Raw genomic sequence first — 14,076 nt, forward strand, 5'->3', positions numbered from 1 at the left:
CGCTTTCGCCGGATGGAGTATACTTCGCCCTATGGATTAAAAAATACCGATTGAGAATAGCAATCGAACGAACGGAATCATGTTGAAGCAACGCACCATCAAATCGATCGTCAAAACGGTTGGCATCGGCCTGCATTCGGGACGCAAGGTCGAGCTGACGCTGCGCCCGGCTGCCGCGAACACCGGCATCGTCTTCTCGCGTATCGATTTGGCCACGCCTGTGGACATTCCGGCTCGAGCGCTCTCGATCGGCGACACGCGCCTGGCCTCGGTGCTGCAAAAAGACGGCGTTCGGGTCTCGACGGTCGAGCATTTGATGTCGGCCTGCGCGGGCCTCGGCATCGACAATCTCTATGTCGACGTCACGGCCGAGGAAATTCCGATCATGGACGGCAGCGCGGCATCGTTCGTCTTCTTGATTCAATCGGCCGGCATCGAAGAGCAAAACGCGCCCAAGAAGTTCATCAAGGTCATCAAGCCGGTGGAAGTGCGCGAGGGCGACAAATTCGCGCGCCTCGATCCGTATTTCGGTTTCAAGCTCAAGTTCACGATCGATTTCAGTCACCCCGCCGTCGATAAGACCGGGCAAGCGCTCGAAGTCGATTTCGCGACCACCTCGTATGTCCGCGAGATCGCCCGCGCGCGCACATTCGGCTTCGCTCATGAAGTCGAAATGCTGCGTGAGCTCGGGTTGGCGCGCGGCGGTACGTTGGACAACGCGATCGTCCTCGACGACTACCGCATTTTGAACAACGACGGGCTTCGTTACGACGACGAGTTCGTCAAACACAAGATGCTCGATGCGATCGGCGATCTGTACGTCGTCGGCCATCCGTTGCTCGCGTCGTACACCGCATACAAATCGGGGCACGGCTTGAATAACGCGCTGCTGCGCGAATTGCTCGCCCACGAAGACGCGTACGAAGTGCTTAGCTTCGACGACGTGCGGCATGCGCCGCGCGGTTTCGGCTACGAAGCGCAGACGGCGTTCGCCTGACACGCGCCGGCGCGCAGGGCGCCAAGCTAATCGGATATGCAAAATGAGCGGCCTGCGGGCCGCTCATTGTTTTTTGGGAACCGGCATTGGGACGTCGGCGCTTTTTACCGCAGCCCCAACAGAGCATTCCCTACCCGCTCCCGGTCCGCTCAGGACTCGTCGGCCGGTTTTCCGTGACGAGCGGCCATCTTGGCGAGCGCCGCTTGCAGCGGCGAGGGAGCGAGCGAGCGGCTCAGCGCTTGCAGCGCGGCGGCGCCGGCCGGCGTCATGCGCGCTTGCTTAGGCGCGGGCGGCTCCGCCATGGGCCGGGGCCGCACTTTGAGGGCGAGCGCTCGAACCGGCCAGCCGCGCTGTTGCAGCTCCGAGAGCAGCCGCGGCTCGACCTGACGCAAACGCGCCGCCAGCGCACTGTGCGCCGCGAACAGCGTGAGCGTGCCGTCCTTGATGAACCCGGGCTCGACGTTCGTCGACAGGTAATCGGGCAGCAGTCGCGCGAGATCGCGTTCCAGCGCGGAAATCTGCTCGACGCCGGCGCGTAGGGCCGCGAACGCGTCCGTGCGGCCGAGTACTTCCGAGACGGCCTGCGGTCTGCGCGGCGCGGTAAATTTAGAAAATGACGAAAAGCGGCTCATGGCGGGATTGTACCCGGCCGGGGCAGGCCGGCGAATGCGCGCCGACACGCCGCGGACACGGTACGTTAAGGCTCGCGTGCTAAAATGCGCGATTCGAATTCACTCATGGAATAAGCCGCCGAGGCTATCCGAATCCGGGCATCCGTCGCGTCTCCCGAAGAGCCGCGCGACGCTGTCCGACCGAAGCCGCGACGCATACTCGACCCGATGACCACCGGTTTTCTCCAAAAGATCTTTGGCAGCCGCAATCAGCGTCTCGTCAAGCAGTATCAAAAGACCGTCGCGGTGATCAATGCGCTCGAGCCGCAAATCGAGCAATTGACGGACGACCAACTGCGCGCGAAGACGGATGAATTCCGCCAGCGCGTCGCGAGCGGCGAGTCGCTCGACAAGCTGTTGCCCGAAGCGTTCGCCGTCTGCCGCGAGGCAAGCCGCCGCGTGCTGAAGATGCGCCACTTCGACGTGCAGCTGATCGGGGGCATGGTGCTGCACTACGGCAAGATCGCCGAAATGCGCACGGGCGAGGGCAAGACGCTCGTCGCGACGCTGGCCGCCTACCTGAACGCGCTGTCGGGGCGCGGCGTGCACGTCGTGACGGTCAACGACTACCTGGCGCAGCGCGACGCCGAATGGATGGGCAAGCTCTACAACTTCCTCGGTTTGTCCACCGGCATCAACCTGTCGCAGATGGATCACGAGTCGAAGCAGCAGGCGTACGCAGCCGATATCACGTACGGCACGAACAACGAATTCGGCTTCGATTACTTGCGCGACAACATGGTCTATGAGACCACCGCGCGCGTGCAGCGTTCGCTGAACTTCGCGGTCGTCGACGAAGTCGACTCGATCCTTATCGACGAAGCGCGTACGCCGCTGATCATTTCGGGCCAAGCCGAAGATCATACGGAGCTGTACGTTCGAATGAACGCGCTGCCGCCGCTGCTCGAGCGTCAAATCGGCGAGGAAAAGGCCGACGGCACGGGTATCGAAAAGCCGGGCGACTACACGCTCGACGAAAAGGGTCGCCAGGTGTTCCTGACCGAATCGGGTCACGAGAAGGCCGAACGCCTGCTCGCCGAATGGGGCTTGATCGGCGAAGGCGAAAGCCTTTATGCCGCGCAAAACATCACGCTGATGCACCACGTGTACGCCGCGCTGCGCGCGCATACGCTGTTCTTCCGCGATCAGCACTATGTCGTGCAAAACGGCGAAGTCATCATCGTCGACGAATTCACGGGCCGTCTGATGCAGGGCCGCCGCTGGTCGGACGGGCTGCACCAGGCCGTCGAGGCGAAGGAACACGCGAAGATCCAGAGCGAGAATCAAACGCTCGCGTCGATCACGTTCCAGAACTACTTCCGCATGTACGGCAAGCTGTCCGGCATGACCGGCACGGCCGATACGGAAGCCTACGAATTCAACGAAATCTACGGGCTCGAGACCGTCGTTATCCCGACGAACCGTCCGCCGAAGCGGATCGACCGTCAGGATCAGATCTACAAGACGGCCAAGGAGCGCTACGACGCCGTCATCCGCGACATTCGCGAATGCTACGAGCGCAATCAGCCGGTGCTGGTCGGTACGACCTCGATCGAAAACTCCGAACTGCTGTCGGACTTGCTGACCAAAGCGGGCCTGCCGCACGAAGTGCTCAACGCGAAGCAGCACGCGCGGGAAGCGGCGATCGTCGCCGAAGCGGGGCGGCCGAAGCGCATCACGATCGCGACGAACATGGCCGGTCGCGGGACCGACATCGTGCTCGGCGGCAATGCGGAAAAGCAAGCTTCGCTGATCGAAGCCGATCCGGCGATCCCCGACGAGGAAAAGGCACGGCGAGTCCAGGCGTTGCACGACGAATGGCAGACGCTGCACGATCAAGTGAAGGCGGCAGGCGGTTTGCACATCATCGGTACCGAGCGTCACGAGTCGCGCCGGATCGATAACCAATTGCGCGGCCGTGCGGGCCGTCAGGGCGACCCGGGCTCCTCGCGTTTTTATCTGTCGCTCGAAGATCCGCTGCTGCGCATTTTCGCGGGCGATCGCGTGCGCTCGATCATGGACCGCCTGCGCATGCCCGAGGGCGAGGCGATCGAAGCGGGGATCGTCACGCGCTCGATCGAATCGGCGCAGCGCAAGGTCGAAGCGCGCAACTTCGACATTCGTAAGCAACTGCTCGAATACGACGACGTCTCGAACGATCAGCGCAAGGTCATCTATCAGCAGCGCAACGAATTGCTCGAGGCACACGACATCACCGAAACGATCACGGCGATGCGCCATGCCGTCGTCACGGATATCGTGCACGAGCATATCCCGGCGGGCAGCATCGAGGAGCAATGGAACGCGCCCGAGCTCGAGGAAGCGCTGCGTAAGGACTGGCAGCTCGACCTCGCCGTTCAGGAGATGATCAACGAATCGCAATCGCTCGATGCCGACGATATCGTCGAAGCCGTGATTACGGCGTCGGACGAAACGTATGAGGCGAAGGTCGCGCTCGTCGGTCGCGAGGCGTTCAGCGCATTCGAACGCTCGATCATGCTGCAAACGCTCGACCGCTGCTGGCGCGAGCACCTGGCCGCGCTCGATCACCTGCGCCAGGGCATCCATCTGCGCGGCTATGCGCAGCAAAACCCGAAGCAAGAGTACAAGCGCGAAGCGTTCGAGCTGTTCGAGGCGCTGCTCAATGTCGTGAAGACGGAAGTGACGCGTATCGTCATGAACGTCCAGATTCAATCGCCCGAGCAACTCGAAGAGGCCACCGAGCAGTACGAGGAGCAGGGAAGCCATCTCGAGAACGTGGAGTTCCGCCACGCGGAGTTTGCGGAAGCCGGCGCGGCGGGTGCCGCCGAGTCGACGGACGCCGCGGCGGCCGATATGGTCGGCCAGGCCATGAGCCATGGCACGCGCGCGGCTACTGCCGCCGCTTCGGCGGCCGTGGCCGGCACGAGCGGCGTGCCGAAGGTCGGCCGCAACGATCCGTGCCCGTGCGGCAGCGGCAAGAAGTACAAGCAGTGTCACGGCAAGCTCGCTTAACCGGAACTCCAGACCATGGCCGTCAACTTTCCCACGATCGATCCCGCTCAACTTCATCCGGTCCCCGGCGTGACGCTCGGCTTTGCCGAAGCGAATATCCGCAAACCGAATCGTAAGGATGTGCTCGTCATTTCCGTCGACGAAGGCGCGACGGTAGCGGGTGTGTTTACGTCGAATCGCTTTTGCGCGGCCCCGGTCACGGTCTGCCGCGAGCATTTGGCCTTGGCGCGCGAAGCGCGAGGCGCCAAGGGCATTCGCGCGCTCGTCGTCAACACGGGAAACGCGAACGCCGGCACGGGCGAGCCCGGCCTTGCGCACGCGCGCGAGACCTGCGACGAGTTGGCGCGCTTAGCCGGCATCGCGCCCGAGCAGGTGCTGCCGTTCTCGACGGGCGTGATTCTCGAACCGCTACCGATCGACCGGCTCAAGGCCGGCTTGCCGGCGGCGCTCGAGCGTCGCGCGCAGGCGCACTGGTATGAAGCGGCGCAAGCGATCATGACCACCGATACGCTGCCGAAAGCCGCCTCGGCGCAGGTGTCGATCGAGGGCCACACGGTCACGCTGACCGGCATCAGCAAGGGCGCGGGCATGATCAAGCCGAATATGGCGACGATGCTCGGCTTCCTCGCGTTCGACGCCGCACTCGCGCAAGACGTGCTCGACAAGCTCGTCAAGGACGTCGCCGATCGCTCGTTCAATTGCATCACGATCGACGGCGATACGTCGACGAACGACTCGTTCATTCTGATCGCAACGGGCAAGTCGAGCCTGCCCGCGATTACGTCGGTCGACACGCCCGCCTACGCGGCGCTGCGCGATGCCGTCGTGCGCCTCGCGCAGACGCTCGCGCAACTGATCGTGCGCGACGGCGAAGGCGCGACGAAGTTCATGACCGTGCGAGTCGAGGGCGGCACGGACGAAGCGGAGTGCCGGAAGATCGCCTATGCCATCGGGCACTCGCCGCTCGTCAAGACGGCGTTCTATGCATCCGACCCGAACCTCGGGCGAATTCTGGCCGCGATCGGCTATGCAGGCGTCGACGATCTCGATGTCGCGAAGATCGATCTGTATCTCGGCGACGTTCACGTCGCGAAGGCCGGCGGCCGTCATCCCGCTTATCGCGAGGAGGACGGGCAGCGCGTGATGAAGGAAAGCGAAATTACGATCCGCGTCTTACTCGGCCGCGGCGCCGCTCAAGCTACGATCTGGACTTGCGATCTATCGCACGACTACGTGTCGATCAACGCCGATTACCGCTCTTGATTGACGAGCGGCTGCCTTGCCGGCGGCCGCTTGCACTCCTCGATCGCTCGCCGCGCCGCGCGGTGCGCCTCGGCGCCTGGTGCTTCATCGCTCATCGCTCATGGACAAACTCGAACAGTTTTTGACGCGCGCCGAAGCGTTGCTCGGCCGTCTTGAAGGCATGCTTCCGCCGGCGGCGCCCGACGTCGATTGGTCGGCCGCCGTCGCCTTTCGTTGGCGTAAGCGGCAGGGCCGCGGCTATCTGCAACCGGTGCCTGCGATCTCGTCGATCTCCCTTGCCGACTTGCAGAATATCGATCGCCAAAAGGCCTTGATCGAGCAGAACACGCGTCAGTTCGTCGGCAAGCTGCCGGCGAACAACGTGCTGCTGACGGGCGCGCGCGGTACGGGCAAGTCGTCGTTGATCAAAGCCTGTCTAAACGCCTTCGCAAAAGACGGGTTGCGTTTGATCGAAGTCGATAAGGACGATCTGCACGACTTGGGCGACATCACCGAACTCATCGCCTCGCGGCCCGAACGGTTCATCGTGTTTTGCGACGATCTTTCGTTCGAAGAAGGCGAATCGGGCTACAAGGCATTGAAGGTCGCGCTCGACGGCTCGGTATCGGCTCAATCCGATAACGTGCTGATTTACGCGACGTCGAACCGCCGCCATTTGTTGCCCGAGTACATGAGCGACAACGAGACGTACAAGCATACGTCCGACGGCGAGATCCATCCCGGCGAGGTCGTCGAGGAGAAGATCTCGTTGTCCGAGCGCTTTGGCCTTTGGGTCAGCTTTTATCCGTTCAAGCAAGACGATTACCTGACGATCGTGGGCCACTGGCTGCGGCATTTCGGCTGTAGCGACGAGGACGTCGCGAATGCGCGCGGCGATGCGCTCGTTTGGGCGCTCGAACGCGGCTCGCGTTCGGGGCGCGTGGCTTGGCAATTTGCCCGCGATTGGTCGGGCCGCAGGACACCGGCATGACGACGAAGCCAAGCGGCGCGGACGCCGCAAATCTTTCTCCCACTGGACGGCCCGTGACGGAGGTTGCCGTCGGCGTGCTCGTTCAGCCCGATGGGCGATACCTGCTCGCGCAGCGGCCCGCCGGCAAGCCGTATGAAGGGTATTGGGAGTTTCCGGGCGGCAAGCTCGAGGCGGGCGAAACGGTCGAAGCCGCGCTGTCGCGCGAACTGCACGAGGAACTCGGCATCACGCTGACGGCCTGCCATCGGTGGCATACGCTCGAGCACGATTACCCGCACGCCTACGTGCGGCTGCATTTCTGCAAGGTGACGGCGTGGACGGGCGAGCCGCACGGCCGCGAGGGCCAAGCGTTTAGCTGGCAACGTCTACCCGTGGACGTCGCGCCGCTATTGCCCGCGGCTATTCCCGTCTTGGAATTGCTCGCCGCCGACTGACGAGCGCCGTTGGACCGACGCCGTTGGACCGATACTGGCGGGGCCGATGGGCCCGGCGGTCAGTTCAAATCGCCGTGTTTGTCGTCGTCCGAGGGCGGATCTTCGTCCGTGCCGCCGATGCGATATTTTTCATTGGCCCATGCGCCGAGATCGATCTGTTTGCATCGTTCCGAGCAGAACGGACGGAAGCGGTTTTCGGGCGTCCAGCGGACGTCTTTCCCGCAAGCGGGGCATTTGACGACGGTAACCATACTGTCAAGCGATCAAGAGTAGGCCGCCGCGCGCCGGCGCGGCAGCGACGAATGTTGCGCGTCGGAGCGGACCGCGCATTCGATCAAAGGCTGCACAGCGTCAATTGGAACGGTACGTCCACATCGACGGCTCGCGGACGCAAATCGCCATCTTGCACCGTAAAGCGCACCCACAGCATGTACTTATTGGCGCTGGCTTCGGGGATCACACGCAATTCGGGCGATACGCGTACCTGCATCAGCTGATAGGTACGGCCCGACAACATTTGCTGGTAGCTACCCTGCATCGCCATGACTTTCGACGCCTGGCCCGACTCGCGAGCGAGCCTCAGTACGATCGAGGCGGCGTCGCGCAGCGGTAGCAGCGGCGTGATCCACTTGGCGATGTCTTGCCGTCGCTGGTCGGGATGCAGTTGCTGCCATGCGTAGTACGAGGGCAGATCGAACTCGCAGGTACCGCCTGGGATGATCGCACGGCTACGAATGCTGGCGAGCCACTCGTTATCGGAAAGATGCTGACCTGTCTTGCCTTGCATTTGCGCCAGGCCCGCGAGCGTCTGCTCGATTTCGCCTAGGACCGCCTCCAAGGCGTTTTGCTCAATCCCGGGATTGCCGCGGAACGGCGCGAGGGTTTGCCGCTGCCGCTCGAGTTCCTTCATCAAGTCCGACTTCAAATCCGCGCGGCCGGTAACTTCGGCGATTTCGAACAGCGTCGTCAGCGCGACGTGGTGCTCTCGCGGGTCGTCTTGATTCAAAAAGAACGTAAAGCGCTCGAACAAATCTTCGAGACGCAGCAGTGTGCGAATTCGCTCGTTGAACGGATACTCGTAAAGAATCAAGCGGGCTCGCCCCTGACGTCGTGGGTGGTGGGATTGCAGCACATTCTAATGCCCCAGATTGGCCCCGGCAATCACGGAATCGGGCACTTTTTACTGGATTTTCGTTAGATCGAACGTCCGGCGAACGTGTACGGTCAATCGTGCTGCGCGTTCGACATCTTGGGTTAGGACGACCTTCTCACATCATTTCGCCGATGTTTAGCGCGGCGCGGCGCCTGCCAGTGCCAAATACCGTCGATGCAACGTGCGCACTTCCCGTGCCAGCTCGTCGAGCGGCTTGGCGTCGTTTACGATGACGTCGTCGGCGGCCGCGAGGCGCGCTTCGCGCGTTGCCTGGCGCGCGATGATGGCGAGGACCTGTTCGCGCGAAAAAGCATTGCGGCGCATCACGCGCGCGATTTGCGTCTCCACGTCGCAGTCGATCACGAGCACACGATCGACTCGCGAGCGCCAAGTACCCGATTCGATCAACAGCGGCACGACGACGATAACGTATGGGCCGATCGCCTCTGCGCGTTCGCGCTCGGTTTCCGAGCGGATCAGTGGGTGGGTGATCGCCTCGAGCCGGGCTCTGGCCGTGTCGTCGGAAAACACGAGCGCACGCATCTTCGCGCGATCGAGCGAGCCGTCGGGTGCGACGAATTGCGGCCCGAACGTTTGTTCGATCGGCGCGATCGCCGGACCGCCCGGCGCCGTGATGCGATGTGCGATCGCATCGGTGTCGACGATCGCGACACCGTACGTGGCGAACAGATCGGCGATTGTCGATTTGCCGCTACCGATCCCACCTGTGAGCCCCACGGCGAACATGTCTGTCATCCCCCGAGCAGATGAAAAATCGGCGTACCGGCGAACAATGTGACGACGCCGCCCAGCGCCAGGAACGGGCCGAACGGTAGCGGCTCCTCGAACCGCAAACGTCCGGACCACATGGCCAGAAGACCGGCGAGCGCCCCCGTTACCGCGGCAATCAAGACGACTTGCGGAAGAGCCGCCCAGCCGAGCCACGCGCCGAGTGCCGCCAGCAGCTTGAAGTCGCCGTAGCCCATGCCTTCGACGCCCCGGGCGAACCGGAATAGCCAGTAAATCGACCATAGGAAGACGTAGCCTGCGATAGCGCCCGCAACGGCTGCCCGCAACGTCGTGAAGCCGCCGTCGAAGTTGACGATGAGACCCGCCCACAAGAGCGGCAGTGTCAGCGCGTCCGGCAGCAAGCGGGTCTCGGCGTCGATCGCGCTCATCGCGAGTAGCGCGGCGGTGAATCCGAATGCCGCGAGCGCTTGCCCGGTGGGGCCGTAGACGACGAGCGAGGCTGCGGCGAGGGCCGCGCCGGCCACTTCGACGAGCGGATAGCGCGGGCTGATCGGCGCCCGGCACGCCGAGCAGCGGCCGCGCAGCAACAGATAGCTGAGGACGGGAATGTTTTCGTGGGCGCGGAGCACGTGTCCGCAATGCGGACAGGCGCTACGCGGCAGGCAAAGGTTATAGCGCGCCGGGAGCGCATCGCTCGGTGCGGTTTGCCCGGTCGCCTCGCTGATTTCCAAGCGCCAGGCCCGCTCCAGCATGATCGGCAAGCGGTGTGCGACCACATTGACGAAGCTGCCCACGGCTAGGCCGAACGCGACCGCGAACACGAACTGCAAGGCGGGCGGCAGGGCGCCGAACGTTGCGCCGATGCCGAGAGATAGACGCGAAATCGGGTCGCTGAAGACAGAGGCGTACACGGAAGATGGATTGAGCATGGCCGAGTGGCGAATGGGGGGCATGCTACACCACGTTGCCCAGTTCGATGACGGGTAGATAGAGGGCGATCACGAGCGCTCCGACGGCGAGCCCCAACACGATGACGATGATGGGTTCGGCACACGCGCTTGCGAGTGCGAGCTTTTCGTCGACTTCGCGTTCGGCCAGCGTCGCGCAATCGAGCAGCATCGTCTCGAGTGCGCTCGACTCCTCCGCGACTGCGATTGTCTCGACCAAAGCCGACGGAAAGCAGCCGACCCCTCGCATTGCACATGCAAGCCGTTCGCCGCGACGCAGGCGGGCTTCGATGTGTGCACTGGCACCATCGAATACCGCGTTTCCCGTCGCGCGCGAGAGGGCATGCAAGGTGTCGGCGAGTGGGATGCCTGCGGCGAGCAGCGTGCCGAGCGCGCGCGACCAACGCGCGGCGGCGGCAGCTCGTGCGAGCTGGCCCACGAACGGAATAGACAGGAGCGATCGGTCGAGCGCCGCGCGCGCTGCCGGCGAGCGCCGTATAAGCCGAAACGCGGCGAGCGACGCCGCTGCGTTTGCGGCTAGAACGAGCGGGCCCCACTTTACGACGAACGTAGACATCGTCATGACCGCGCGCGTGGGGCCCGGAAGCGTGGCACCGAAACCGTCGAAGACATGTGCAAACGTCGGCACCACGAATGCGAGTAAAGCTGCCGTCACGGCCAAGGCAAGCAGCATCACGGCACATGGATAGGCCAGGGCGGAGCGCAGTTTGCCGCGCTGGGCGCTGGCGCGTTCGCGCTGCTCGACGATGCGGGTGAGCGCGGGCGCAAGCGACCCGGTAGCCTCGCCGATGGCGGACAGCTCCCGGTAGAGCCGATCGAATTGCACCGGATAAGCGGCGAGCGCGACGGCGAATCCTTCGCCGTTCGAAATGCGCCGGGCGAGCGCGCGGGCGATGGAAGGTATGGCATCGCGCCGCTCCGAATGCGCGATCAGATCGAGCGCTTGGACCAGTGCCAGCCCGGCATGGAGCAAGCTCGCCAATTGACGCGTGAATGCCGTCACGGCGCGCGGCGTCGTTCGGCGCGATCTACGCTTGGTCAGTTGAGCAAGCGCGCCGCCGCTCATGGCGCGTCCGTGCAAGCAATGGCTTCGGCCATACTCGTCGTTCCGTCGCGCACGCGCGCAAGCGCCGACTCGCGCAACGACGTCGCGCCGTCGGCCCGTGCTTGTTCGGCAATGGCTTGTCCGCTCGCCTTCGCATTCACGAGCTCGCGCAAGGCGGACGATACCGGCATCACTTGATGTACGCCCACGCGCCCGCGATAGCCGGCGCCATGGCAAGCCGAGCAGCCGGCGGCGGCGTAGGCTGCCCAGCCCGATGCCGACTCGCGTGCGAACCCGGCTGCCTCAAGCGCGGCGCGCGACATGCGCTCCGGCGTTCGGCATGCCGGGCACAAGCGCCGCACGAGCCGCTGGGCAGTGACGAGCCGCAGCGCCGACGATAAGTTGTACGGCGCGGCGCCGATATCGATGAGGCGCCCGATTGCGCTGGGGGCGTCGTTGGTGTGCAGTGTCGCGAGCACGAGATGCCCCGTTTGCGCCGCCTTTAGTGCGACGTCGGCTGTCTCTCCATCGCGAATTTCCCCGACCATGATGACGTCCGGATCTTGCCGAAGCAGCGCGCGCAACGCCGCTGCGAACGTCAGTCCCGTTTTTTCCCGGACACTGACCTGGTTGATGCCAGCAAGCTGGATCTCCGCCGGGTCCTCGACCGTGCAGATATTGCGCGACGGCGCGTTGAGCATATGCAGGAACGCGTAAAGCGAAAGCGTTTTGCCGCTGCCGGTGGGGCCCGTGACGAGTACGAGTCCGTGCGGCGCACGAATGGCGGCTTCGACGAGCAGACGTTGCCGACCGTCGAAACCGAGCGAGGTCAGCGATAAGTCGGCCGGGAGCGCTTCGAGGCGGCGCAGCGCGAGCTTCTCCCCATGCACCGTGGGCAAGGCGCTCACACGATAGTCTTCGATCCTGCCCGGTGCGACCGCAAGCCGCAATCGACCGTCTTGCGGGACCCGTCGTTCGGCGATGTCGAGCCGCGCGAGCACTTTGACGCGCGTGACGAATGCGTCGCGCAGGGACGGCGGAACGCTGGGCATCTCGTGCAGTATCCCGTCCACGCGCAAGCGAATGCGCCAACCGTGTTCACTCGGCTCGATGTGAATGTCGGAGGCCCCGCGTGCGACCGCTTGCTCGAGGGTTGCGGCAAATAGCCGCGCGGCGGGGCCGTCGTCGGCAACGGCGGGTTCGGTGAAGGAGGGAGACGATGAGGACGCTGGCATCGAAAAGCGGCGAGACGCCGATGTGGTACACGATGCCGCAATCATTGCCCAGAGGGACTCGGCGCTCCATTCGTCCGATCGGCCAACGAGACCGATGCGGCCGGCTTCTTACGATTACGCTTGCGATTTCGCCGTGGCCCGCGTCCGCGGCTTGAAGAGCTTGACCGTGCGCACGGCCTGGTCGTCGCTCTGAAGCACTTCGAGTTGCACGTCCCCGATTTGAAGGCAGACATCGCCTTCGGGAATTTCTTCGAGCGTCTCGAGAATGAGCCCGTTCAACGTTTTGGGGCCGTCCGTCGGCAAGGCCAGTTGCAGCCAGCGGTTCAACTCGCGCAGCGGCATGCTGCCCGCGACGATGCAGTCGCCGTTCTCCGTCCAGCCCTTGCGGCTGCCGGCGCTCCGTGGGATCGACGTGGTGAACTCGCCGATCAACTCTTCGATGATGTCCTCGGGCGTGACGAGCCCTTCGAGTTCGCCGTATTCGTTGACGACGAGCGCGGTGCGATGCCGCGTTTCCTGGAAGTACTGCAACTGCTGGAATACGGGCGTGCCCGAGGGCACGAAGTAGGGATCGGTCAACAGCTCGTTCAACGTCTCGCGCGTGAGCTCCTGCTTATGCAGCGCGGCGAGCGTTTTACGCACGTGCAAGACGCCGACCACGCGATCGATGTCGCCTTGATAGACGATGAGCTTGTTGTGATAGCAGGTTTCGAGCTGGTGGAGAATGTCTTCGAACGGCGCGTCGAGATCGAGCGATTCGATTCGGCGGCGCGGAATCATGACGTCGTCGACCGAAATGTTTTCGAGGTCGAATAGATTGAGCAAGATGCTTCGGTGCTTGGTCGGCATGAAGCTGCCCGACTCGAGCACGATCGCCCGCACCTCTTCGGTGGTGAGGCGTTGCTCGCGCCCGCCCTTCGTGTTGATGTGCAGTACGTACAAGATCGCGTTGGAGAACAAGTTCACGAGCCATACGGCCGGTTTGAGCACGCGCATGAGCGGGGCGATGACGACGCTCGCGGGCAACGCGATTTTTTCGGGGTAGGTCGCGCCCACGATCTTCGGCGTGATTTCGGCGAAAACGATGATGAGGAAAGCGACGATACCCGTGGCGATCGATAGGACGAGGTTGTCGCGTCCGAACGTGCGCAGCGCGATCGACGTCGTCAGCACGGGGATGATCGTGTTCAGCAGGTTATTGCCGATGAGCACGACGCCGAGCAACTGATCGGTGCGCGCAAGCAAGCCTTGAGTCGTCTTCGCGCCGAATGCCCCCTTGTCGGCCAGGTACTTCAACCGGTGCCGGTTGAGAGCCATCATCGCCGTCTCGGAAATCGAGAAAAAGCCGGAGCAGAGGAGGAGAACGAAAACGGCGCCGATTTGCGCCCACAAGGGAATTTGGTCCACGCGTCGTGCTGAAGTGGTAATGAAAGGGATGGCAAGAATATAGCAGAGCGGGTAGGCGAGCCTCGGATGCCGGGCGGCCTTCGGCGCTGCCGGCGAAACGAAGACACAAATGCGCGGTGATGGAGCGTGCTGCGCCGGAGGAGGGCGTTTGGGTTCGCGATAGGCCGATCCAAATATTGGGGCAGCATG

Annotated in this window: 13 protein-coding genes; 5 read left to right on the forward strand and 8 right to left on the reverse strand. The window is 63.5% G+C overall.

The features are described from left to right. The first annotated feature begins 79 nt into the window (after nt 1-79). Complete coding sequence (gene lpxC / locus AB1286_RS14900; protein ID WP_430363990.1) at nt 80-997, forward strand: UDP-3-O-acyl-N-acetylglucosamine deacetylase; 918 nt, start codon at nt 80-82, stop codon at nt 995-997. 149 nt (nt 998-1,146) lie between these two features. Here the strand turns inward: lpxC and AB1286_RS14905 are convergent, their stop codons facing one another. Continuing rightward, nucleotides 1,147-1,629 carry a DciA family protein gene (locus tag AB1286_RS14905; RefSeq protein ID WP_430363991.1) on the reverse strand — a complete coding sequence of 161 codons (483 nt, stop codon included), beginning with the start codon at nt 1,627-1,629 and terminating at the stop codon, nt 1,147-1,149. Nucleotides 1,630-1,836: 207 nt separating this feature from the next. Between AB1286_RS14905 and secA the strand changes: the two genes are divergently transcribed. The 4 genes from secA (at nt 1,837) to AB1286_RS14925 (ending at nt 7,329) form a co-directional block, all read left to right on the forward strand. Continuing rightward, on the forward strand, nt 1,837-4,662 hold the full coding sequence (gene secA / locus AB1286_RS14910; RefSeq protein ID WP_430363992.1) for a preprotein translocase subunit SecA: 2,826 nt from the start codon (nt 1,837-1,839) through the stop codon (nt 4,660-4,662). Nucleotides 4,663-4,677: 15 nt separating this feature from the next. Continuing rightward, complete coding sequence (gene argJ, locus AB1286_RS14915) at nt 4,678-5,925, forward strand: bifunctional glutamate N-acetyltransferase/amino-acid acetyltransferase ArgJ (RefSeq protein WP_430363993.1); 1,248 nt, start codon at nt 4,678-4,680, stop codon at nt 5,923-5,925. Nucleotides 5,926-6,025: 100 nt separating this feature from the next. Beyond that, nucleotides 6,026-6,895, forward strand: coding sequence for an ATP-binding protein (locus AB1286_RS14920; RefSeq protein WP_430363994.1), 870 nt, complete (start codon nt 6,026-6,028; stop codon nt 6,893-6,895). Next, nucleotides 6,892-7,329: an NUDIX domain-containing protein gene (locus AB1286_RS14925; protein WP_430363995.1), complete on the forward strand. Its 438-nt coding sequence runs from the start codon at nt 6,892-6,894 to the stop codon at nt 7,327-7,329. Before AB1286_RS14920 ends, AB1286_RS14925 begins: the two co-directional genes overlap by 4 nt. Before the next feature lie 59 nt (nt 7,330-7,388). On the opposite strand, the gene yacG is transcribed toward AB1286_RS14925, so the two are convergent. The 7 genes from yacG to AB1286_RS14960 form a co-directional block, all read right to left on the reverse strand. Continuing rightward, a complete protein-coding gene (yacG, locus tag AB1286_RS14930) occupies nt 7,389-7,580 on the reverse strand; it encodes a DNA gyrase inhibitor YacG (protein ID WP_430363996.1) in 192 nt (63 codons plus the stop codon). A gap of 83 nt (nt 7,581-7,663) precedes the next feature. Further along, entirely contained in the window at nt 7,664-8,419 is a 756-nt protein-coding gene (zapD, locus tag AB1286_RS14935; protein ID WP_430363997.1) for a cell division protein ZapD, read from the reverse strand. Between the two features lie 198 nt (nt 8,420-8,617). Then, a complete protein-coding gene (gene coaE, locus AB1286_RS14940; protein WP_430365074.1) occupies nt 8,618-9,229 on the reverse strand; it encodes a dephospho-CoA kinase in 612 nt (203 codons plus the stop codon). A gap of 5 nt (nt 9,230-9,234) precedes the next feature. Continuing rightward, a complete protein-coding gene (locus AB1286_RS14945) occupies nt 9,235-10,185 on the reverse strand; it encodes a prepilin peptidase (RefSeq protein ID WP_430363998.1) in 951 nt (316 codons plus the stop codon). Between the two features lies 1 nt (nt 10,186). Further along, nucleotides 10,187-11,266, reverse strand: coding sequence for a type II secretion system F family protein (locus AB1286_RS14950; protein ID WP_430363999.1), 1,080 nt, complete (start codon nt 11,264-11,266; stop codon nt 10,187-10,189). Further along, entirely contained in the window at nt 11,263-12,480 is a 1,218-nt protein-coding gene (locus AB1286_RS14955) for a GspE/PulE family protein (protein WP_430364000.1), read from the reverse strand. Before AB1286_RS14955 ends, AB1286_RS14950 begins: the two co-directional genes overlap by 4 nt. Before the next feature lie 114 nt (nt 12,481-12,594). Further along, nucleotides 12,595-13,887: an HlyC/CorC family transporter gene (locus AB1286_RS14960; RefSeq protein WP_430364001.1), complete on the reverse strand. Its 1,293-nt coding sequence runs from the start codon at nt 13,885-13,887 to the stop codon at nt 12,595-12,597. Between the last annotated feature and the right edge of the window lie 189 nt (nt 13,888-14,076).

Source organism: Trinickia sp. NRRL B-1857 (assembly GCF_050470685.1).
Classification (GTDB): Bacteria; Pseudomonadota; Gammaproteobacteria; order Burkholderiales; family Burkholderiaceae; genus Trinickia.